Here is a 21,469-nt window from a genome sequence, read left to right as displayed (position 1 = left end):
AAGCTTAGTGGCTATGCCGATGGTGTATGTCCGGGTAATGCGCGTGGCTATGGCTGATAGGTAAATGGCGGTGAGGGTGGCTGTGCGGTTCGCGGCCATCCCAGTCAAAGTCGTGTTGATGCTGGTGGTGGGGATCGCCTGGAGCGTGCCGGTGGCTGTGCGCATGCTCGGTTTCTTCATGCGTATGCGGATGCTGGTGGCGTTCAGTCAGGTGCAACCAGATGCCGACTCCCATCAGTCCCGCGGCCAGCCAGAACAAGCCGCCCACCGTGTCATGCAACACCAGCAGGGAAATCGCGGCGCCGATGAATGGCGCTGCCGAAAAGTAGGCGCCGGTCCTGGCGCTGCCCAGGTGGCGCAACGCCAAAACGAACAGCACCAGACTGACGCCGTACCCGCAAAAGCCGATGAGCGCGGCGGCGCCGATACTGGCGACCGCCGGTAATTGCGCACCCAGCAGCAAGGCCAGGCTCAGGTTGGCGACACCAGCGACCAAGCCTTTGAGCGCGGCGATCTGGACCGCATCGCTGGCGGAGATCTTGCGCGTCAGGTTATTGTCGACTGCCCAGCACAGGCAAGCTGCCAGAATCGCCAAAGGTCCCCATGGAACGCCAAACTCCGGTACTTGCTGCCACGACAGCAGAATCCCGGCCAGCACGATGACGAGCATTCCCAGCACAATCCGGCGATCGAAATTTTCCTTGAAAACAAACCATGCAAGGGCCGCTGTCAGGACGCCTTCCATATTCAACAATAAGGAGGCACTGGAGGCAGGGGTGATTGAAAGGCCTAGCATCAGCAGGATCGGGCCGCAGATTCCGCCGCTTAAAATCGCCGCGCCGAGCCACGGCAGGTCGGCTTTGGACAATCCGTTGCCGCCAGCTTGATTACGCAAAAGCGCGCGTCGTACTCCATGCCAGAGCGATAAGCCGAGACCGCTGCCGAGATATAGCAGGCCAGCCAGCATGACCGGTGAGACTTGCCCCACAAGCAGCTTCGAAAACGGCGTGCTGGCGCCAAACAGGGCCGCGGCCAGCAATGCGAAGAGAACACCTTGATGCATGGGTTTTTCCTTGAATCTTACATTTGTTTGCCACGCCGTTTACTCCTGGTGCAGCGCAATCCCGAGCTGTTCCGCCAACGCGGTACACCCTTCCGGCGTGATGCCAACCACGCGAGAATTTTTGGTCCTGGTCAGCCAGCCGAGCTCGATCATTCGTTTCGCCAGCTTTGCTCCCAAGGCGCCGGCCAGATGATCCCGGCGTTCGCTCCAGTCCAGGCAAGGATAGGCAAATTGGCGTCGGCTCTTCCTTAGTTCAGCGGTATCGATCCCAAGGTCGTTGAACCAGGTTTCGCCTTGCGCTGACAGTGAGAATATACCGTCGTCGGCATTCAACAAACCGCGTTCAAGCAGCACCTCGGTCAAGCGGGTGCCGAGTTTCCCTGCCAGATGGTCATAGCAGAAGCGTGCGGTGCAGATGGCGTCGTTGCCGGTGGTCGGGCCGATACGCTTGCGTTTCGGCGCAAATACCATCAACGATTCGATCAGGCGCGCCACCTCCGGCGAGGCCAGCCGAAAGTATTTGTGCCGGCCCTGGGTCGTCATGTCGAGCAGTCTGTCGTCCAGCAGCTGGCGCAAATGCGTGGTCGCAGTGGCCGGCTTGATTTCGGTGCCGTATGCCAGCTCCTTGGCGGTCAGGGCGCGGCCTTCCATCAGCAGCGACAGCATGCGGATGCGGGTCGGATCGCCGATGGTGCGGGCCAGCCGGCTGAGGTCGGGTTCGTCGTTCATAGTTTGATGGTAACCGTACTGTTGTTGTGTGACAAGCGGCTGCAACTGGCTCAAAATTGGGACTTGTTCACTTATGCAATGGAGCCGCTGCAATGACATCTCCCCAACCGGTGCAAGTACTGGATAGCGCCACCGCCGTTGCGAAAGTGCCCACGCCGGCAGTAGGCTGGACCATCGCGGCCAGCAGTTTCGCCTTTATCATCGTGCAGCTGGATATCACCATCGTCAACGTTGCATTGCCGCAGATCGGCGCCGATTTGAACGCGCGCGTCTCGGCCTTGCAGTGGGTGGTGGATGCCTACACCCTCGGTTTTGCCGTGTTTCTATTGTCGGCCGGGGCTTTGGGCGACAAATTCGGTTCCAAGCGGTTGTTCCTTGCAGGTTTCCTGTTGTTTGCCGTGGCTTCGGCCGCCTGCGGGTTATCGCCCAATGCCACCTTCCTGAATATCGCCCGGGCCATCCAGGGAATCGGCGCGGCGTTGCTGGTGCCTAGCTCTTTGGCTATCTTGAATCGTGCTTGTGCTCACGACAAGAAGTTACTAGCCAAAGCCATCGGCCTCTGGACCGCGGCAGGCGGCGTCTCGATTGCCGCCGGACCGGTGCTAGGCGGTTTGTTGTTAGCGATCGCCGGATGGCGCAGTATTTTTTGGGTGAATATTCCGATTTGCATCCTGGGTTTCATGTTGACCATGCGCGTGGTGCCGGCCATGGCAGCCAAACAACACACGCATTCCTTCGATTTCCTGGGGCAGGTACTGGCGATTTTTGCACTGACCGGACTGGTTGGCGCGGTGATCGAGCTTCACCCGTTAGGCTTAGGGCATCCGCTGGTGTTGTCCGGGTTCTGCCTGGCGGTGGTCGCCGGCGCTGCTTTCATCATGGTAGAAAAGAAGGTGGCGCATCCGATGCTGCCTTTGAATTTTTTTCACCAGACCAGTTTTACAGCGGCCGTCCTGTTTGGAGTGTTTGTGAATTTTTCCTATTACGGCGTGATTTTCGTGATCAGTTTTTATCTGCAAAAAGTTCAGGGCTACAACCCGATGCAAGCGGGCCTGGCGTTTTTGCCGCTGACGGGCACCTTCATTCTGTCGAACCTGGTCAGCGGCTGGCTGATCGGGCGTGCCGGCATACGTTTGCCGATGGTGCTGGGCGGTTTTATCGGCGCCTTGGGGTACGGCTTACTCGGATCTGTCGGGATTGCGACAGATGCCAGCTTCTTGCAGATGCTGCCGGGTTTCGTGCTGATCCCGGCTGGCATGGGGTTGGCCGTGCCGGCCATGACGACCTCGATATTGTCTAGCGTCGAGAAGGCTCGGGCGGGAACCGCATCCGCCGTACTTAATACCGCCAGGCAGGTCGGCGGCGCGTTCGGGGTAGCGGTATTTGGCGCGCTGGTCAGCGATAGTTTCGGTGGGGATGCGCTTACCGGTGTCAAAATTGCGATGTTGACGGCGACTATCCTGCTATTGATTGCGGCGGGAATGGGTTATCTGGTGCGGCCTGGCGGAAAATGAGTTGACCCGGGCGTTTTGGCGTACATTGTTCGTTAGTCAGCAGAGCGAGTATGTACAACCGTCCAGGAGTGTCGACATGATCAATCCATTCGATTTCAACGGCAAGACAGTGTTCGTTTTCGGCGGCACCAGCGGTATCAACCTGGGCATTGCCCACGCTTTCGCCGAACGGGGTGCAAAAATGGCGGTAGCCAGCCGCTCGCAAGACAAGGTTGATGCGGCGGTATCTGCATTGTCGGCGCACGGGGGCGAGGTTGCCGGTTTCTGTGCCGACGTGCGTAATCCGGATGCAGTTGCAGCGGCATTCTCCGGGGCGAACCAGGCACTCGGCCAGATCGACGTGCTGGTGTCCGGTGCCGCCGGCAATTTTCCGGCAACGGCACTCGGCATGTCGCCCAACGGCTTCAAGTCGGTGGTCGACATCGACCTGCTGGGTACTTTCCACGTACTGCGCGCCTCTTATCCCTACCTTGCCAAGCCCGGCGCCACGATCATCAATATCTCGGCGCCCCAGGCATTCCTGCCGATGGAGTTGCAGGCGCATGTATGTGCGGCGAAGGCTGGTGTCGATATGTTGACGCGGGTCCTGGCGATGGAATGGGGCGAGCAGGGTGTGCGCGTCAATTCGATCGTGCCGGGGCCGATTGGCGGTACGGAAGGCATGGAACGGCTGGCGCCGACTCCTGCGCTGAAAGCCAGGATCGCTTCCACAGTACCTTTGCGAAGGGAAGGAACGCCGCGCGATATTGCCAACGCAGCCATATTCCTGGCCTCGCCGCTGGCTAGTTATATTTCGGGGGTGGTGTTGCCGGTGGATGGCGGCTGGTCGCTGGGTGGGGCCACAGCGTTCATGATGGAGGTAACTGCAGCGATCAAGCACTGACCCACCTGCGCAGAACGCAACGCGAGCCAGTGTTTCTGCTGCAAATTATTTTTTCATTTCGTCTTTGTGTTCTTCTACGTGATGGTGCTTCTTTGGCGCCTTGCGGTGATGCTTGGCAGGCCCTTGCTTATAGTCGCCCGGGTGGGTTTCCATCTGGCGGTCGTTGCGGGCGTCGGGATGTCCGGACAGAGGGTCGCCCGAGTTCTGGGCTTGTGCGAATGGTGTCAATGCGAAGAGGAGAGCGGCGATACCAAATAGCTTTTTCATATTGATTCCTTCCGTTGATTGGGTTTCACAATCCCGGTTGACAGCGGGATTTCTTATAAACGCCGCGGGGGATATTTGGTTGACAACGATGGTGTTGCTCATTCGTAACTTGATGTAGCATTCACTCGTTCGGCATTCACCCGGTCTGCATTCGGCAGACCATCTTTGTCACGGAGCATTGAATGAAAAAACGCCAGTTTTTGTCGACTGCCACCGCTTCGATTGCGGGCGCCATGGGAATGCTTGCGGTATCGCCTGATTTGAGGGCCGCCGCCAAAGGCACGTCACAAACTGCGGCGCCGGCAGTTTTAACAATTACCGGCGCAATTGAACGCAGCAATCGCGGTCCGACCGATCCGGTGATCGACCAGATGATGCATAAGCAGAACGTGAAGTTCGGCAGCGCGTTTGCTTTCGACCTTGCCGCACTCGCCAAGCTGCCTGCGGTAACCATCAATCCGACCATGGAGTACGACAGCAAGCAGCATCAGCTGCGCGGCCCGCGCCTGGCAGACGTGCTAGACATGCTGGGCGCCAGCAAAGCGCCGGAGACGCAGATTGTGTTTCATTCGGTCGACGGCTATATGCCGCAGTTGAGCTTTTCGCAACTGCGGAAATACGGCTATATCCTGGCGACCCATATCGATGGCAAGCCGATGGCGATCGGCGGGTTCGGTCCCATCTTCGCGATCTATGACGCCGATCGTATCGCCGAGCAGGCGCAAAAACCGCTGGACCAACGCTTCACGCTTTGTCCCTGGGGTTTGTATTGCATAGAGGTGGTCGCGGGCAAATGAAGTCAAGCTTCTCTAGCTTGTAGTTTTATTCGTCGCCGAATAATTCGCCTTGCAACACGACTGACTCGTTCATTGCTTCATCTTTTCTGGCGAGTGCGCTGGCCCGTACGCCTAGCAACCGCAAGCGCTTGTCCAACGTGACGCGGCGCAGGCATTCGCCTGCCGCTTGCCGGATCGCAGTGGCCTGGTCCGTCGCGTTAGGCAATGTCAGATCCCGGGTGACGATGCGGAAATCGGAGAAGCGCAATTTGATCCCTATCGTGCGGGCAACATAGCCTTTTCTTTGCAAGTCGCCCGCAAGTCGTACGCAGAGATCCGTGAACATGGGAGTGAGCGTGTCGCGGTCCAGCTTGGCGTGCAGATCTCTTTCAAACGTCGATTCGCGGCTGATCGATTTGGTTTCCGAGCTGGTCACCACCGGGCGATCATCCAGGCCGATGGCGGTACGCATCAGCCATTCGCTATACGTGCGCCCGAAATTTTCTTGCAGCACGGCCGGATCGGCGGCGGCCAATTCGCCTATGGTGTGCAGCCCGAGAGCCGTCAATTTCTCGGCCGCCTTGGGGCCGATGCCGTTGACCTTGCGCGCAGCCAGCGGCCAGATGCGCGACTGGATGTCGGACTCGGTAATGATGGTGAGGCCGTTGGGCTTGTCAAGTTCCGAGCTGATCTTGGCCAGCAGCTTGTTGGGCGCAACGCCGATCGAACACGACAATCCCGTGGCCTCGCGCACGGCATCCTTGATCCGTTGCGCCAGTATCCGGACCTCGTCCAAGTGCTTGCTCAGGTCGATATAGATTTCGTCAATGCCGCGATCCTCTATCAACGGCGCGATCCCGGCCACTGCAGCTTTGAACAACCGGGAATAATGGCGGTAAGACTCGAAATCGGTCGGTAGAAGAATTGCGTCCGGCGCCAGTTTGGCCGCCTTCATCATGCCCATGGCGGAAAACACGCCCAAGGCGCGCGCTTCGTAGGTAGAGGTGGTCACGACGCCGCGGCCGACATAGTCGCGCAGTTTGGAATAGACGAGCCGGCCGTCTGCGCCAGGTTCCGGCTTGTGGCGGGAGCCGCCGCCGATCACTACCGCCTGGCCACGTAGTTCCGGGTAGCGCAGCAACTCCACCGACGCGTAGAAAGCGTCCATATCCAGATGTGCGATACGACGAATGGGCGAAGGCATGAAGTCAATATGTGTAGATATTTAATACGGCCATAGGATACCACTACTGTATATAAATACAGTCATGCAAGCCGGTTCTTTAATTAAATATTTAATTGCCTTTTGGGTAATTATTTGTCCAGGTGCAATTTACAGCACCGGACTCATCAGGCGCGTCACATGAATCAGCACCCGGTACAAGTAGTGCAACCGGCTATAGTCACCAACATCGATTTCAACCGCTTGCTCGAAATCCGCCACTAGCATCTGTTCGACTTCCGCTGCGAATGCCGTATCGATATTCAATGCGGTAATTTCGAAATTGAGGCGGAGTGAACGGTTATCCAGGTTCATGCTGCCGACCGCTGCCGTGTCGTCGTCAATCAGCAGCACTTTTTGGTGCGTAAACCCTGGCTGATAGCGGAACACGCGGATGCCGGCGCGCACCGATTCATGCGCATACAAGGTAGATGCCAGGAAGACGGTGCGATGATCCGGGATCGCCGGGATCAGGATACGCACATCGACGCCGCGGAATATCGCCAGTTGCAAGGCGGCGTTGACCGCAGAATCCGGCACCAGGTAGGGCGTGGTCAGCCACAGCCTGTGACGGGCGGCATGTATCGCTTGTACAAAAAATAGCGAACAGGTTTCTTGCGCATCGGCCGGTCCGGTTGCGGCGACCAGGCTGGTGGCCTCGCCACCGCTGGCGCGCGGCGCCAGCAGAGTCAGGGGCTGGCCGGTGATCCATTGCCAGTTTTCATCGAAGGCCAGCTGCAGATCGGCGACCGCCGGCCCTTGCAGTTCCATGTGGGTATCGCGCCACGGCGCCAGCGGCGGCTTGTGGCCAAGATATTCTTCGCCGACATTCAGGCCGCCGACAAAACCGCGCCAGCCATCCACTACCACCACCTTGCGATGATTGCGGAAATTGAGCTGGAAGCGATTGCGCCAGCGGCGGGTGGCAAAGCGATGGATATGGACGCCGCCGGCGCGCAGGATTTCGCTATACGTGGCGGGCAGGTCGTGGCTGCCGACACCGTCGTAGAGCACGTGCACGCTGACGCCGGCTGCAGCGCGTTCCAGTATCGCTGCTTGCAGCCGGCGGCCCAGTGCGTCGTCGTGGATGATGAAGAATTGCACCAGCACGTAATGTTCAGCGCCGGCGATTGCAGCGAACATCGCTTCGAAACTGGCGGCGCCATTGATCAGCAGGCGCAAGCGATGGCCGCTCAGGAAAGGTACGCCTAGCATTTTGCTGATGGCTTGATAACGCTGCGCCCCGACGTGTGGCGGGTATTCGGCAGACAAGGCTAGCAGAGCGGGATCGTCCAGCTGACGCAGGCGCGCCAGCCGCGAGTGGTGCAGTTCGGCATAGCCGGAGAAACGTTTACTGCCCAGGAACAGATAGGGCAGCAGGGTGAAGTAGGGCAGCAGCACCAGCCCGAACACCCAGGCTACCGCGCCCTGTGGTGTGCGGGTGTGCATCAGGGCGTGGATTGCGGCGACGACGCCGGCGGCATGCAACAGCAGAACGACAACGGAAACCAGGGCAAACGGCAAATGCGGCATTCAGATAACTCCGAATCTCAAGGGCAGCTTGCATATTAGCCAATAATCGTGGTGCCTGGCCCGCTTATTTTTTTGCCTGCAGTGCAATCCGTACCGCCAGGCCGGCCAGGACGGTGCCCATCAGCCAGCGCTGGATCAGCAGCCAGCTAGGGCGGCTGCCCAGGACACCGGCAATCGAGCCGGCAGCCAGCGTCACCATCGAGTTGACTGTGATGCTGACCACAATCTGGATCAGGCCGAGCACCAGCGACTGCATCAGGACGCTGCCGCCGTTAGGGTCGATAAATTGCGGCAACAGCGCCAGATACAGCAGGGCGACTTTTGGGTTGAGCAGATTGGTGAACAGGCCCATCAGGAACAGCTTACGGTTGCTGTCGGCGGGCAGGTCGCGCACTGCGAACGGCGAACGGCCACCCGGCTTCACTGCTTGCCAGGCCAGATAAAGCAAATAGGCAGCGCCACCGAAGCGCAGTAAATCGTACGCCAGGGGTATCGCAAATAGCAGCGCGGTGATGCCGAACGCTGCGCACAGCATGTAAAACACAAAGCCGGTAGCCACGCCGGCCAGCGACACGAAGCCGGCTTTCGGGCCTTGGCAAATCGAGCGCGAGATCAGGTAAACCATGTTAGGGCCAGGCGTCAGCACCATACCGAAGGCAACCAGTGCAAAACCGAGCAGTAAATTAAGATTTGGCATATGCGGAAAGTAAAAGATGAGTGGGAAAACGGTTCAGGGGTGGCATGCGTATTTTGAGGTAAAACTTGCCGCTTCGCACAATTAAACGATAAATGGATTTCATTTGTGCCTCAGCGGTATAAGTGTTGTTCTGATTTCATGGATTGTGTTGGTTGTTGGAATAAATGATAGTAGGCATGCGTACCAGCAATCAACGTTTGACTCGATTGACCCCACATACCGAGGCAAAACCATGAAATCAGAAAACATCGGCCATCTGCTGACCCGTGAACATACACACGAAATTGTCTACCTTGCAGAGGATCAGACCATCTCGATTCAGAAAGCCTTGAAACAAGGCGAGAAAATCAAATGCCTGAGCGGCCTGTTATGGATTACCGCAGAAAATTTCAAAGGCGATATTTTCTTGAATGAAAACAAGAACGTTGAAATGCATGGTGCAAAACATATCGTGATCACCGCCCTGAAATCTTCCAGTTTTACCTACGAGCATACGATGGCGTAAGATTTGGCATTGCTCGTCGCTTTGAGCGAGTGCTTCGGTCTGTTCCAGACCATGGAGAATGCCTGTGTCTTTCGATGTCGATCTGTTTGTGATTGGAGCCGGTTCCGGCGGGGTGCGCGCTGCACGTTTTTCCGCCGGATTCGGCGCCCGCGTAGCGGTAGCGGAAAGCCGCTACCTGGGCGGTACCTGCGTCAATGTCGGCTGCGTGCCAAAAAAATTCCTGGTCTACGGCGCGCATTTCAGCGACGATTTTGACGTGGCGTCCAGCTTTGGCTGGAGCGCAGGCAAGCCGCAATTCGACTGGACGACACTGATCGCCAATAAAAATCGCGAGATCCATCGGCTCAACGAGGTCTATCGCGGTTTGCTGCTTAACAGCGGCGTCGCCCTGCATGAAGGCCACGCCAGATTGCTGGACAAGCACACGGTTGAGATTAACGGTCAGCGCATTAGCGCAGCCAACATCCTGATAGCCACCGGCGGCTGGCCGCAGGTACCGGATATTCCCGGCAAAGAATTTGCCATTACCTCCAATGAAGCTTTTTTTCTGAAGGCATTGCCGCGTCGCGTGCTGGTGATCGGCGGCGGGTATATTGCGGTTGAATTCGCTTCGATTTTCCATGGCCTTGGCGCGCAAACCAGCTTGTTGTATCGCGGTGATCTGTTCCTGCGCGGTTTCGACCACGGCGTGCGTCAGCATCTCAATGACGAATTTCAGAAAAAGGGCGTAGCCCTGCAATTCAACGCCGATATCGCCAGCATAGCCAAGCTGGCCGACGGCAGTTTGAAGGTGACTTTGAAAGATGGCCGTGTGCTCGATACCGACTGTGTGTTCTACGCCACCGGCAGGCGGCCGATGCTGGATGACCTGGGACTTGAGAATGTCGACGTGGCGCTGGATGCCAAAGGTTTTATCAAGGTCGATCAGGAATACCGCAGCTCGGAACCGAACATCCTGGCCTTGGGCGATGTCATCGGCAAGGTACAACTTACCCCGGTGGCGCTGGCTGAAGGCATGGCCGTGGCACGGCGCTTGTTCCGTCCCGAGGAGTACCGTCCGGTGGACTATCAGCTGATTCCGACCGCGGTGTTTAGCCTGCCCAATATCGGCACGGTCGGATTGACAGAAGAGCAGGCGCAGCACGCCGGACACAAGCTGAAAATATTCGAGACCAAATTTCGCCCGATGAAACTGAGCCTTGGCGACTATCATGAGAAAACCATGATGAAGCTGGTGGTCGATGCCGACACTGACAAAGTGCTCGGCTGCCACATGGTAGGTCCGGATGCCGGCGAAATCATCCAGGGGATTGCGGTGGCTTTACGCGCCGGCGCCACCAAACGCGTATTTGACGATACCATCGGCATACACCCGACCTCGGCGGAAGAGTTCGTCACGCTGAGAACCGCGCGCCCCGATTGACAAGTCCGAACCAAAAGATAAACGCCTGCTGCCAACATGAAGAACAAGCTATGAGCGAAAATAAAAAGCCAGAATCAACAGAGAAAGAGACAGGGGCAGAGACGGAGATAGAGGGCGACGAAACCGCAGGTTTCACACGCCGCCGCTTTCTCGGTAGCGTAGTTGCAGTTGGCGCCAGCCTGGCCTTGTCCGACTGCGCCAGCGACGGCAACCGGCAAATAGCGGATGCAACCCAGGACAAGCTGCTGGACCAGCAGCTGCGGTCTGCCATCAAGCATGTGGTGGTGATCTACGCCGAAAACCGTAGCTTCAACAATTTGTACGGCAATTTCCCAGGCGTGCAGAAGCCGTTGGCGCAGGCGATGCAAGGTAATTGCACACAGCTGGACCGTGACGGTAAAACACCACTGGCGCAGTTGCCGAAGATATGGGGCGGGCTGGTGCCGCAGGCGCAGCAAGTCAATGGCCAGCGCTATGTGATTGCAGAAGGACAGATTGCCGGTTTGCCTAACGCCCCGTTCAAGCTAAGCGATCTGCAAGGAAAGCCGTTGCCGCAGGGAGTGATCACGCGCGACTTGTGGCACAAGTTTTACCAAAACCAGATGCAGATCAACGGCGGTAAAAACGACCAGTTTGTGGCGTGGGCGGATTCCGGCGCATTGACCATGGGGCATTATGGCGAAACCGCCAGCAAACTGCGTTTATGGAAACTGGCCGAGCAATATACCTTGTGCGACAATTTTTTCATGTCGGCTTTCGGCGGCTCTTATCTCAACCATATTTTCCTGATTTCCGGGCAGACACCGTTCTATCCCGATGTCCACAACAGCCCGGCCCGACACAATGTATCGACCGTGGAAGGAGACGATCCTAAAGGCACACGTTTGAAGCTGGATGACAAAAATCCAGCCTCGGCCATCGACGGCCCGCCAAAATTCCTGCGCGACCGCGCCATCACGCCGGACGGCTACGCGGTCAATACCATGGCGCCGCCGTACCAGCCTAGTTTTGTCAAGCCGGCGAAAGATAGCGATGCCGCATACGCCGACGCCAGCGATCCGATGGTGCTGCCGCCGCAAACCTATCCGACCATCGGCGACCGGCTATCCGAAAAGGGCGTCAACTGGGCCTGGTATTCCGGTGCATGGCAAGCGGCGCTGGAGGGCAAGGCGAACAGCGATGCGGTGCCCAATTTCCAATATCATCATCAGCCCTTCAACTATTTCAAGAGTTTCGCGCCCGGAACCGCATTGCGCGAGGCACATTTGAAAGATGCCGGCGTAGGCGACGATCCGAATACCAATAAATTCCTGGCGGACGTGGATGCAGGGCGCTTACCTCAGGTCACTTTCTATAAGCCGCAGGGTAACCTGAACCTGCATGCGGGGTATGCCGACGTGGAGTCCGGTGATCGCCACATTGCCAATGTCATCGCGCACCTGCAACGCGGGCCGCAATGGCAAGACATGGTGGTGATCGTCACGCACGATGAAAACGGCGGCTGGTGGGACCATGTGGCGCCGCCGAAGGGCGATCGTTGGGGGCCGGGTTCAAGGATACCCGCCATCGTCATCTCGCCGTATGCAAAAAAAGGCTATGTCGATCATACGGTCTACGATACGACTTCCATCATGCGTTTCATTACCCGCCTGCACGGATTGCGCAAGCTGGACGCATTGGTTGCGCGCGATGATGCGTTCAAGGAAAATCGCCAGGCACCGCTTGGCGATTTGACCAATACCCTGAATCTGGCATAGACCGGCATCAATATTCGTTGTAAATGACATTTCTGAGAGGTGCAGTAATTTGGATCAGTTCGAGATGATTATCCGGCTATTGATTGCCGCAGCCTTGGGTAGCGTCATTGGCTTTGACCGCGAGCGCCTGTCCTGGGCGGCCGGTTTGCGTACGCACATGCTGGTATGCGTCGGTTCAGCGCTGGTGATGATCGTATCGGCATACGGTTTCCAGGACGTGGTGGGCAAGCCGGGGATTGCGCTTGATCCGTCGCGGATGGCGGCGCAAGTCGTTTCCGGGATAGGTTTCCTTGGAGCCGGTTCGATCCTGCTGCGCGGCGAGGTGATTCGCGGCCTTACCACGGCGGCCAGTTTATGGTCGGTAGCTGCCGTCGGACTGGCGGTTGGCGGCGGTTTGTATATTGCAGCGGCGGCGGCGACGCTGATCATCTTGATCATCCTGGCCGGTCTCAAACCCTTGGAAAAGCGCTTCTTCATCGCCCGTCAGCGGCGTGAAGTACGGCTGGTGGTGCGGCGTGGCGCCATGACTTTCCAGATGTTCGGACAGTTGCTGGACAAGGGCACCGCGCAAATCGAACAGTTCGTCGTCGAGCAGAATGCCAATGATGCTGAGATCGAAGAGGTTACCGTGGCGTTGTTGCGCATGCTACCCAGCGAATTCGACGCTATCCTGAACAAGTTGAAAGCGGTGCCGGACGTGCATGAGGTGAGTGAAATCCGTTTGCCGTAAATCTTTGGTCCGGGCCATTTTTTCAATATTTTTGTATTTTTGCCAATGTGCCAATATATGGCGGCATCGCTGCAATTGAGGAAACCCTCGACTAAAAGCAGGTCTTCCGCATTACGCGATGTGCTTTAATTGCTGCCATATAAATGACATTGTCAAAGGCAAGCCATGAACACATTGATGTCCCCAGCCGACACCGGGTTTGATCAGACTATCCGGGAGATACAGCGCGTGTTCAATGCCCAAGCCGCCACAGCGCTGCGTTTGCGGCAATCGAGCAAGGCTGAGCGCTTGCTGAAAATCAAAAAATTGAAGAGTGCGCTACTGGCGCATAAGGATGAGGTGATTGCGGCCGGTTTTGCCGATTTTGGCAAACCTGCCGCCGAAGTCGAACTGACCGAAATCCTGCCGGTGATCGCCGAGGCCAACGATGCCATCCGCAAGCTGGGGAGCTGGATGAAGCCGAAGAAAGTCTGGCCTTCGCGCATGATGGTCGGTACTTCGGCGTATACCCAATACGAACCCAAGGGCAAGGTATTGATCGTGGCGCCATGGAATTATCCGGTGAACCTGAGCCTGGGGCCGCTGGTCTCGGCGCTGGCCGCAGGCAATACCGTGATCATCAAGCCGTCGGAAATGACACCACACGCGTCGGCCGTCATTGGCAAGATCATTCGTTCGGTATTTGGCGAGGATGAAGTGGCATTGTTCGAAGGCGATGCGCCGATTGCACAGGCGTTGCTGGACCTGCCTTTCGATCATATCTTTTTCACCGGCTCGCCTGCGGTCGGCAAGATCGTGATGGCGGCTGCGGCCAGGCATCTGACCAGCGTCACGCTGGAGCTCGGCGGCAAATCGCCGACGATTGTCGATGAGACCGCCGATCTGCAAGCTGCAGCGCAAAATATCCTCTGGGCCAAGTTCACCAACAATGGCCAGACCTGCATCGCACCTGACCACATCTATGTCCACGCCAGCGTCAAGGAGGCTTTTCTGGGGCACTGCGTGACGGCGCTGGAGGGTGCTTATGGCAAGGGTGCGCAGCAAATCGACAGCACCAGCCTGGCGCGTATCGTCAATCAACGCCATACCGCGCGGGTAAAAAACCTGCTGGATGACGCCACGGCACGCGGTGCGCGGATAGTCACCGGCGGCGTGATCGATGAAGTCCAACGCTACATTGCACCGACCTTGCTGGATGGCATTCCGGACGACGCAAAAATCATGAGCGAAGAAATTTTCGGGCCGTTATTGCCGATTATTAGTTATGAGCAGCTGGATTCGGTGATTGCCCGCATCAACGCCGAACCCAAACCGTTGGCCCTGTACGTCTGGAGCCGCAAGCAGGAAAATATCGCCAAGGTGATGCAGCAGACCACCTCGGGCGGCGCCTGCATCAACCATTGTGTGGTGCAGTTCTTGCACGGCAACCTGCCTTTCGGCGGCGTCAATAATTCCGGCATCGGCAGTGCGCACGGCCATCACGGTTTCCTGGCGTTTTCGCACGAGAGGGCGGTGGTGCGCAATCGCATCATGCTCGCAAAAATGTTCTACCCGCCGTACACCGGCATGACGCGTAAACTGATCGCCCTGTTCGTCAAGACCGTTTGAACCCGGGGGGGGGCAGCGCTAACTGAATGTGAACGTTTCACTACATCTGCATGTAAATGGCGCACAATACCTGTATGTAATGCACAGGTAGCGCCAGGAGGATGCCATGTACAAGAAAATTTTGGTGGCTTATAACGGCACGCCGGAAAGCCTGTCGGCTCTGCACGAATGTATCCACATGAATCCGCCGCCCTCGACGGAAGTCCATTTGCTGGCAGTGGTTCAGCTTTCTCCGCACGGCATGGCAGGCGGCTATGCGCCGGAGATTGCATTCACTACCGAGCGGGAAATGATGGAGCAGGAACTGGAGCGGGGACGTACGCTGATGGCGGCGGCCGGATTGAACGTGGTGCCCCATCTTCAGCTGGGCGAGCCGGTCGAGGTTATCGGGGCGCTGGCTGATGTACTAGGGATCGATCTTATTATTGTCGGCCATTCTCGTCATAAGGCACTTGCCATGCGCTGGTGGCGCGGCTCTATGGATGCGTTGCTGATTGAGCGGGTTAAAGCCAGCATACTCGTTGCCGTACGCTGTTGACGTGTGCCTGGTTTGGCTCCACGACTATCTGGTTTTTTTTATGGTCTTCCGGGATTGCCCGTCGAATTTCCACGGTGTTTTCCTTATCGTTTTGTGTTGTTTTAAAATAAACATCGTGCGATTTTTTGCGCGCAAATTTGCAATTTATTCAAAATGTGGCCGATGCTGTTTGCGTCAAAGCGGTACGGCGACTGGATGAATCTCTCGGGCTGGACAGAATCAGATTTTTCTGCGGAATCTCAGGAAGTCATCGACGATAGGTACAATCGCCAGGCACATCAAGGTAGCGGCAAGAAATGCGGTGGCGATGAAGCCCACATATTTGAAACCCAACGCGCCGATCAGCCCACCGCTGAAAAACAGCGTAACCAGGGTGGTCAGTAGCCGCAATTTGTTGCGATCGGCGATCACGTCTGGCCGGGCGTGGGCTGGTTCCAACTTGTTCCAATAAACCAGCTTGCCGAGTTCAATGCCGATGTCGGTGACCATGCCGGTAATATGGGTAGTGCGGATTTCAGCTTTGGAAATCTTGGTGATGATGGCATTCTGCAAGCCCATGATGCCGCACAAGAGTATCACCGTCATCGGCACGAAAAGCCATTTGTGTCCTTCCAGATTGCCGCCCAGCAGACCGAACACGAGTAGTAAACCCGCCTCCAGCATCAAAGGCAATGCAAATTCCGCCTGAAGATCTTGCCGCCGCCCCCAGTTGATGAGCAGCGCAGAGGTCATTGCGCCGAACAGGAACGATAACAGGCAAGCCAGGCCTGCCAGCATCAGCCCAATCGATCCAAGTGCAAGATTGTCTGCCATTGCCGACACGATACCGGACATGTGAGAAGTGTATTGTCCCACCGCCAGAAAGCCGCCGGCATTGGTCGCACCAGCGATGAAAGACAGAAAAAACGCCAGATGGCGGTTTGCTTGCTGGCTTCGTTCCTTGCCAGTCAGTTTTCTCAAATACGGAATAGGCATCTATCGGAATTCCCTCGCTCAGACGACAATACGATATTACGCTGCCGCGTCTGATGCGGGACGATTAAAAATCGTAAAAAGTTTTATTAAAACAATAATTTATCGAAAACATCGTTTAGAAGTATGCTTAAGATATGGAAATCGAATTAAAACTATTACTTGATCCGAGCGATGTCGCTGGCTTCAAACGCCATCCCTTGTTAAAACACTACGCCACCGGCAAACCGCAATCGCGGCAGCTGACCAGCATTTATTTTGATACGCCCGATCTGTATCTGCAAAAAAATCACACTGCATTGCGGGTGCGCAAAGTAGGGACACGCTGGGTCCAGACTTGCAAGAGCGGCGGCCAGGCTGCTGCCGGCTTGCACCAACGGCCGGAATGGGAGTCGGATATCGGTGGCGCGGCGCCTGATTTACCCGCCTTGCAGAGACTGTTGCCGTCCGGCACGCCGGTGGCCGAGCTGTTGTCTGTCCCAGGCCTTGCAGGCCGTTTGCGACCGATATTCACGACGCAATTCCAGCGCACCATCTGGTTGCTGCGATCGCTGACAGGGGATGAGGTAGAACTGGCCCTGGATCAGGGCGAAATCCGCCATGGCCACAGTAGTGTGCCGATCAGCGAAATCGAACTGGAGCTTAAATCCGGCGCGGCGACGAGTCTGTTCGAGTTGGCGTTGGCAGTGCAACATACGGTACCACTACGCGCTGCCAATATCAGCAAGGCCGAGCGCGGCTATGCCCTGCATTCTCCGCAGGCACCCGCCGTCGTGAAAGCGCAAGCTGTCAAACTGGCGCCGGAGCTGACGCTGGAGCAAGGGTTCCAGATCTTGCTCGGCAACTGCCTGGCACACATGCAAGGCAATGAAGATGGGCTTGTGCATGGCGTCGATCCGGAAAACCTGCATCAGATGCGTGTCGGATTGCGGCGCTTGCGCGCTGTGCTCAGCTTGTTTAAAAAAATCATTCCGGTTCCGCCGGAAATATCGAATCAGCTGGACTGGTTGGGAGGCGCGCTGGGGCCTGCACGTGATTGGGAAGTGCTGGCAGTCGCCACGCTGGCCGATGCGGTGAGGCATTGCCCTGATCAGGCGCAGCTGGATGGCTTGCGGCAGATTACGTTCAGCGAGGCAGGCAGGTATCGCCATGTCGCCGCAACTGCAGTCGACTCTCGCGCTTATACGCGTTTGCTATTGATGCTTGGAAGCTGGATCGAGGGACGGCGTTGGCGTGAGCAGTTAGGCGCAGAACAGATAATTGCGCTGTCTTCGCCTTTGAAGAAATTCGCACTCAAGAAACTGGCAGGCTTGCAGAAAAAATTACTAAGGCGCGGCAGCCGGATCAAACAGCATGATGCCGCCAGGCGCCATCGGATAAGGATCGCAGCCAAGAAAATGCGCTATGCCACGGAATTTTTTGAAGCATATTTGGCGCCTAAGCGCAGCCATGCTTATGTCTCGGCACTAGGTGATTTGCAAGATGATTTGGGTGCCGGCAATGATCGCAGCGTGGCTGGCCAGCTGCTGCAGCAGATTACGGATTTACATCCCGAACTGGAGGAGTCTTGCGACCTGGCCCGAAAGCTATTGGGTTCTGGTCGAAAACACAATAAATCAGAAACTGCCCGCTTATGGCAAAGATTCGTCGCGTTGAAGCCGCCGGTGAAGGTCCAATGAGGGCCAATTGAGGGGCTATTCATCCCGATTATTTGGTCCTTAGGCCTATTTGGTGCAAAATACGCTCGCCATGCTCTTCCTGTAACACCGTGGATGAAGGTGAGCGGGGCAAGAAACACCGGAGTGAAATCATGACCTACGAAGAATACCTGGACGAAGTCACCACCTTGATGGTCGAGTTGTACGATCTGAAAGATGAAGCCGCGATCAAATACGTGATGCGGGCGCAAGCAGCGGATTTTTTTACCTTGCATGACGACGATCCCGCCATGCGTACGCTGGAGCGCGCGCGTGAAGACGCCAAGACGATTTACGAACAGCGCAACAAGTCGCGGCCTGAACTGTACCGTAAATAAGTTTCTCAAAAGAAGTTTGGCAAATAAGCAGGCTCAAGACGGTTACAATGGCCGTCCGTAATTTTTCCGTAGTTTGTCCGCCTCCAGATCTCATACATGACCGAATCTATCCGCCTTGCAAAACATCTAGCCGACCTGGTTTCCTGCTCCCGCAGTGAAGCCGAACAATATATCGAGGGCGGCTGGGTCAAGGTCGATGGCAAAGTGGTAGAGGAGCCGGGCTTGCGCATCAGTTCGCAGCAACAAGTTGAACTGATGAATGGGGCCACATTGGAGCCGCAAGATCCGGTGACTATCCTGTTTCATAAACCGGCTGGCCTCGATCTTTTTGCCGGTCCGGCGCTGAGCGAACTGGCGTCACAGCTGATTGTGCCAGACAAACGTGCTGCCGACGACCGCGCCGAATTACGCTTCCTGAAACGCCACCTGAGCAATCTGAATTTGATCGAACCGTTGGAAACCCTGGCTAGCGGATTACTGGTTTTCACTCAGGATTGGCGGATCACGCGCAAGCTGGTTGACGATGCCGCCAAGATCGAACATGAATTTATTGTTGAAGTGGCCGGCGATATCATTCCGGACGGCCTCAAGTTGCTGAACCACGGCCTGAGTTTCAACCGCAAGCCGCTGCCGCCGATCAAGGTCAGCTGGCAAAATGAAAAACGTTTGCGTTTCGCCCTCAAGGCACCGCCGCGCGGTTTGATCGTGCACATGTGCGAACAAGTCGGGCTGCAGGTAGTCGCCAGCAAACGCATCCGCATCGGTCGCCTGCCGATGGCTGGCCTGGCGGTCGGCGAATGGCGTTATCTGCTGGGTTACGAACGGTTCTGACGTTCTTTCCGGATTTGTTTTTCCGACTGCAGCGGTTCGCTTCGGCGATGAAATGGGGCCTGGGTGATTTTCGTAAAGCAGCGAAAATCACCCGGGCCTTTTTTACACGCACACCTTTTTGGACTGCTGAGCACATACCGTTAGCATTCGTTGCTCGCTTAATGTTAGCTACGCTGATTGCTGTTCCGTGGATACTAATTGGGATGGCAGCTCAGTTTCCGCGTAGTGCTAAGTCTATCCTTAAAACCTGCTCCAGCCTGACACAATGAATACATTTTGCAGCAAGCTACGCATGGAGTTATTCCTTAGCTCTGGCACGATGGCTTGTTGAAGACTTCCCGCTATTAAACTAGGCAACTCCTCTTAGCAAGACTTTAGTGCGAAATTAAGTATGGCAAATCATGTTCCGATGGAACACCAACTATTTGCCACATATTCAGGAGATTCGCGATGTCTGCAATTCCCTCACGCAATCGTTACACGCCGAAAACACGCGGTGCTGATATCACCGCCCTCATTCCAGATTTTCCCTTTGACTATGGCAATTTTCTGGAAACTGCCAAGAGCAAAGGTACCCCCCTTTTCGAGATACCGGCTGCAGGTAAAGGTAAAAAGGTACTGGTCGTTGGCGCCGGCGCTTCTGGCATGGCGGCCGCTTATGAACTGCTGCGGATGGGCTTACATCCTGTGGTGGTTGAGGCATCAGATCGTATCGGCGGCCGTTTAAATTCTCATCATCTGGGTGATGTTAGTAATCAAAGTATTGCAGAGCTAGGTGCGATGCGCTTCCCTATGTCTGGTAAAACTGGGATGCACTATTTCGGCAAGCTTGGAATGCTGTCAAACTCCGCGCCATTTCCTAATCCCGGCAGCGAATCGGCAGTTAGTACGGTGGTTGATTATGAAGGCGAAATAACCTATTACGAAAACCGTGGCGAGGGCGTATCTAACCCCTTTCCACCACCAAAGGAATATCTTGAGCTAGAGGATGATCTCTTTGGTCCAAACGGCTTCCTTAACGAAGATCCGATAAATTACGATGATTTTCAGAGAGCGCTACAAGCCGGCAATACGAACTGGGAAGAAATCAAAAAAATCTGGGATGCGTTACTGATTACGCACAAATGGGATAACCTCAGTTTCTATTCCGCTTTGGTCGAAGTGGCAAAATGGGACACCAAAAAAATCAATCTTTTTGGCCAGATTGGCTTCGGTACCGGCGGTTGGAATACCGACTATCCGAATGCTTTTTTGGAGGTGCTGCGGGTACTTTACACCGGCCTGGATGTAGATCATCAATTGATGTACGATGGAGCAGATGCCTTGCCGCAAGGTTTAATGAATAAATCACCGCGTGAGTTGGGAGATGCTTCCGATTCCGTAACGATAGACGCCACCGTCAAAGAGTTGAGTGAAGCAATTCTTGGGATATATTTTAGTAATAATCCAAGCGTCACTCAAAAAGAAGTGCGTCATCTTCATCGCAATATGGCAGACAACACACTGACGGCTTCCATTACCGATACTACGAGCGGTAGGCAACAAGATATTGTTTTTGACGCAGTCATCTACACCCCCCACGTCAGAATTTTGGACAAATTCCGCCATTACGGAACTCCTGAACAATACAAGCAAACCACGGCTCTTTTCGGCCCCAGAACTTGGGAAGCTATCGAGTACACGCATTACATGCAATCGGCAAAAATTTTCATGGCTACCAGGGAAGCGTTCTGGAAAGAGCGTGACCCTCTGGATGGCAAGCAGAAGATGAGTATCACGCTATCTGACCGACTCACCCGTGGAACCTATTTGGTCGATTATGTTAATAGCCATGGTAATGACAAGGGCTCCGGCATTTTCCTCTCTTATACCTGGAACGACGACTCTCTGAAATTTCTGGGCGATCGTGAAAACGAGAATGGGTTGCTGGTGCATGCAAACATGTGCCGTCAAGTTCTGAAAGACATTTATCCCAAGGTTGATCTTGCAGACTATGCTGTATCAGGAAATGCTGGAGAAGCGGAAATCAATTGGGAAAATGAACCGCTGTACCTAGGGGCGTTTAAAATGAATCTGCCGGGCCAATATGAATATCAGCGCATTCTTTTTTCGCAATTCATGGTGGGTGTCAAAGAGGAGAACCCCGATCCCATGGTGCTTGCCGGCGATGATATATCCTGGGTTACCGGGTGGGTAGAAGGTGCTCTTACCACTAGCATTAATGCTGTAAACAAAGTTGCTGTCGTTTTTGGCGGGGGTGATTTTTCCGGTAGCGAAGGACCAATTGCCAGATGGGATGATTTGAAGCCAGTGATTATTTGATCATCGCACTCGCGATACCACTGTAACCGTACTAGTGCCGACAACATTATCCTGAGGTTGCAAA

At 55.7% G+C, this 21,469-nt stretch carries 19 protein-coding genes and 1 pseudogene; 13 read left to right on the top strand and 7 right to left on the bottom strand.

The window, feature by feature from the left end:
- Positions 1 to 4: 4 nt before the first annotated feature.
- Positions 5 to 1,063 carry a DMT family transporter gene (locus BM205_RS01390; RefSeq protein ID WP_092411884.1) on the bottom strand — a complete coding sequence of 353 codons (1,059 nt, stop codon included), beginning with the start codon at positions 1,061 to 1,063 and terminating at the stop codon, positions 5 to 7.
- A 39-nt stretch (positions 1,064 to 1,102) separates the two neighbouring features.
- Positions 1,103 to 1,792, bottom strand: coding sequence for an ArsR/SmtB family transcription factor (locus tag BM205_RS01385; protein WP_092411883.1), 690 nt, complete (start codon positions 1,790 to 1,792; stop codon positions 1,103 to 1,105).
- A gap of 92 nt (positions 1,793 to 1,884) precedes the next feature.
- Between BM205_RS01385 and BM205_RS01380 the strand changes: the two genes are divergently transcribed.
- Entirely contained in the window at positions 1,885 to 3,306 is a 1,422-nt protein-coding gene (locus BM205_RS01380; protein ID WP_092411882.1) for an MFS transporter, read from the top strand.
- A 76-nt stretch (positions 3,307 to 3,382) separates the two neighbouring features.
- Positions 3,383 to 4,189: an SDR family oxidoreductase gene (locus tag BM205_RS01375; RefSeq protein ID WP_092411881.1), complete on the top strand. Its 807-nt coding sequence runs from the start codon at positions 3,383 to 3,385 to the stop codon at positions 4,187 to 4,189.
- 45 nt (positions 4,190 to 4,234) lie between these two features.
- Here BM205_RS01375 and BM205_RS01370 read toward each other — a convergent pair whose 3' ends face one another.
- A complete protein-coding gene (locus BM205_RS01370; protein WP_092411880.1) occupies positions 4,235 to 4,558 on the bottom strand; it encodes a hypothetical protein in 324 nt (107 codons plus the stop codon).
- Positions 4,559 to 4,638: 80 nt separating this feature from the next.
- Between BM205_RS01370 and BM205_RS01365 the strand changes: the two genes are divergently transcribed.
- Entirely contained in the window at positions 4,639 to 5,253 is a 615-nt protein-coding gene (locus tag BM205_RS01365) for a putative pterin-binding protein (RefSeq protein WP_092411879.1), read from the top strand.
- A 25-nt stretch (positions 5,254 to 5,278) separates the two neighbouring features.
- Here BM205_RS01365 and dinB read toward each other — a convergent pair whose 3' ends face one another.
- The 3 genes from dinB to BM205_RS01350 form a co-directional block, all read right to left on the bottom strand.
- Positions 5,279 to 6,436 carry a DNA polymerase IV gene (gene dinB / locus BM205_RS01360; RefSeq protein WP_092411878.1) on the bottom strand — a complete coding sequence of 386 codons (1,158 nt, stop codon included), beginning with the start codon at positions 6,434 to 6,436 and terminating at the stop codon, positions 5,279 to 5,281.
- A 129-nt stretch (positions 6,437 to 6,565) separates the two neighbouring features.
- Positions 6,566 to 7,987: a cardiolipin synthase gene (gene cls / locus BM205_RS01355; RefSeq protein WP_175511113.1), complete on the bottom strand. Its 1,422-nt coding sequence runs from the start codon at positions 7,985 to 7,987 to the stop codon at positions 6,566 to 6,568.
- Between the two features lie 64 nt (positions 7,988 to 8,051).
- Positions 8,052 to 8,684: a LysE family translocator gene (locus BM205_RS01350; RefSeq protein ID WP_092411877.1), complete on the bottom strand. Its 633-nt coding sequence runs from the start codon at positions 8,682 to 8,684 to the stop codon at positions 8,052 to 8,054.
- Between the two features lie 232 nt (positions 8,685 to 8,916).
- On the opposite strand from BM205_RS01350, the gene BM205_RS01345 reads away from it, so the two are divergent.
- The 6 genes from BM205_RS01345 (at position 8,917) to BM205_RS01320 (ending at position 15,245) form a co-directional block, all read left to right on the top strand.
- Entirely contained in the window at positions 8,917 to 9,189 is a 273-nt protein-coding gene (locus tag BM205_RS01345) for a DUF2917 domain-containing protein (protein ID WP_092411876.1), read from the top strand.
- Between the two features lie 64 nt (positions 9,190 to 9,253).
- On the top strand, positions 9,254 to 10,612 hold the full coding sequence (gene gorA, locus BM205_RS01340; protein ID WP_092412630.1) for a glutathione-disulfide reductase: 1,359 nt from the start codon (positions 9,254 to 9,256) through the stop codon (positions 10,610 to 10,612).
- A 50-nt stretch (positions 10,613 to 10,662) separates the two neighbouring features.
- Positions 10,663 to 12,369: an acid phosphatase gene (locus BM205_RS01335; protein ID WP_254783682.1), complete on the top strand. Its 1,707-nt coding sequence runs from the start codon at positions 10,663 to 10,665 to the stop codon at positions 12,367 to 12,369.
- A 64-nt stretch (positions 12,370 to 12,433) separates the two neighbouring features.
- Positions 12,434 to 13,099 (top strand): MgtC/SapB family protein, encoded by a 666-nt coding sequence (locus BM205_RS01330; RefSeq protein ID WP_092412626.1) that lies wholly within the window; start codon positions 12,434 to 12,436, stop codon positions 13,097 to 13,099.
- Positions 13,100 to 13,264: 165 nt separating this feature from the next.
- The gene (locus BM205_RS01325) at positions 13,265 to 14,707 is read left to right on the top strand and encodes an aldehyde dehydrogenase family protein (RefSeq protein ID WP_092411875.1); all 1,443 of its coding nucleotides are present in this window, start codon (positions 13,265 to 13,267) and stop codon (positions 14,705 to 14,707) included.
- Between the two features lie 106 nt (positions 14,708 to 14,813).
- Positions 14,814 to 15,245 carry a universal stress protein gene (locus BM205_RS01320; protein ID WP_092411874.1) on the top strand — a complete coding sequence of 144 codons (432 nt, stop codon included), beginning with the start codon at positions 14,814 to 14,816 and terminating at the stop codon, positions 15,243 to 15,245.
- A 246-nt stretch (positions 15,246 to 15,491) separates the two neighbouring features.
- On the opposite strand, the pseudogene BM205_RS01315 reads toward BM205_RS01320, so the two are convergent.
- A pseudogene (locus BM205_RS01315) lies at positions 15,492 to 16,220 on the bottom strand (YoaK family protein); the annotation flags it as partial.
- A gap of 134 nt (positions 16,221 to 16,354) precedes the next feature.
- Between BM205_RS01315 and BM205_RS01310 the strand changes: the two are divergent.
- From BM205_RS01310 to BM205_RS01295, 4 genes are all read left to right on the top strand, one after another.
- The gene (locus BM205_RS01310; protein ID WP_092411872.1) at positions 16,355 to 17,896 is read left to right on the top strand and encodes a CYTH and CHAD domain-containing protein; all 1,542 of its coding nucleotides are present in this window, start codon (positions 16,355 to 16,357) and stop codon (positions 17,894 to 17,896) included.
- A 131-nt stretch (positions 17,897 to 18,027) separates the two neighbouring features.
- Positions 18,028 to 18,252, top strand: coding sequence for a hypothetical protein (locus BM205_RS01305; RefSeq protein WP_092411871.1), 225 nt, complete (start codon positions 18,028 to 18,030; stop codon positions 18,250 to 18,252).
- Between the two features lie 96 nt (positions 18,253 to 18,348).
- Positions 18,349 to 19,083 (top strand): rRNA pseudouridine synthase, encoded by a 735-nt coding sequence (locus BM205_RS01300; protein ID WP_092411870.1) that lies wholly within the window; start codon positions 18,349 to 18,351, stop codon positions 19,081 to 19,083.
- A 450-nt stretch (positions 19,084 to 19,533) separates the two neighbouring features.
- Entirely contained in the window at positions 19,534 to 21,405 is a 1,872-nt protein-coding gene (locus BM205_RS01295) for a flavin monoamine oxidase family protein (protein WP_092411869.1), read from the top strand.
- The last annotated feature ends 64 nt before the right edge of the window (positions 21,406 to 21,469 follow it).

It is taken from the genome of Collimonas sp. OK307 (assembly GCF_900113705.1).
Lineage (GTDB): Bacteria > Pseudomonadota > Gammaproteobacteria > Burkholderiales > Burkholderiaceae_D > Collimonas.
Note: the sequence above shows the minus strand (reverse complement) of the source record. Positions and strands in the feature narration are given on the sequence as shown.

Coding starts and splice junctions, on each gene's coding strand:
- BM205_RS01330 (WP_092412626.1), top strand. CDS start 12,434: ATGATTATCCGGCTATTGATTGCCGCAGCCTTGGGTAGCGTCATTGGC.
- BM205_RS01345 (WP_092411876.1), top strand. CDS start 8,917: ATGAAATCAGAAAACATCGGCCATCTGCTGACCCGTGAACATACACAC.
- BM205_RS01305 (WP_092411871.1), top strand. CDS start 18,028: ATGACCTACGAAGAATACCTGGACGAAGTCACCACCTTGATGGTCGAG.
- BM205_RS01370 (WP_092411880.1), bottom strand. CDS start 4,558: ATGAGCAACACCATCGTTGTCAACCAAATATCCCCCGCGGCGTTTATA.
- BM205_RS01295 (WP_092411869.1), top strand. CDS start 19,534: ATGTCTGCAATTCCCTCACGCAATCGTTACACGCCGAAAACACGCGGT.
- BM205_RS01335 (WP_254783682.1), top strand. CDS start 10,663: ATGAGCGAAAATAAAAAGCCAGAATCAACAGAGAAAGAGACAGGGGCA.
- BM205_RS01325 (WP_092411875.1), top strand. CDS start 13,265: ATGAACACATTGATGTCCCCAGCCGACACCGGGTTTGATCAGACTATC.
- BM205_RS01390 (WP_092411884.1), bottom strand. CDS start 1,063: ATGCATCAAGGTGTTCTCTTCGCATTGCTGGCCGCGGCCCTGTTTGGC.
- BM205_RS01380 (WP_092411882.1), top strand. CDS start 1,885: ATGACATCTCCCCAACCGGTGCAAGTACTGGATAGCGCCACCGCCGTT.
- dinB (WP_092411878.1), bottom strand. CDS start 6,436: ATGCCTTCGCCCATTCGTCGTATCGCACATCTGGATATGGACGCTTTC.
- BM205_RS01375 (WP_092411881.1), top strand. CDS start 3,383: ATGATCAATCCATTCGATTTCAACGGCAAGACAGTGTTCGTTTTCGGC.
- BM205_RS01320 (WP_092411874.1), top strand. CDS start 14,814: ATGTACAAGAAAATTTTGGTGGCTTATAACGGCACGCCGGAAAGCCTG.
- BM205_RS01310 (WP_092411872.1), top strand. CDS start 16,355: ATGGAAATCGAATTAAAACTATTACTTGATCCGAGCGATGTCGCTGGC.
- cls (WP_175511113.1), bottom strand. CDS start 7,987: ATGCCGCATTTGCCGTTTGCCCTGGTTTCCGTTGTCGTTCTGCTGTTG.
- BM205_RS01385 (WP_092411883.1), bottom strand. CDS start 1,792: ATGAACGACGAACCCGACCTCAGCCGGCTGGCCCGCACCATCGGCGAT.
- BM205_RS01350 (WP_092411877.1), bottom strand. CDS start 8,684: ATGCCAAATCTTAATTTACTGCTCGGTTTTGCACTGGTTGCCTTCGGT.
- BM205_RS01300 (WP_092411870.1), top strand. CDS start 18,349: ATGACCGAATCTATCCGCCTTGCAAAACATCTAGCCGACCTGGTTTCC.
- BM205_RS01365 (WP_092411879.1), top strand. CDS start 4,639: ATGAAAAAACGCCAGTTTTTGTCGACTGCCACCGCTTCGATTGCGGGC.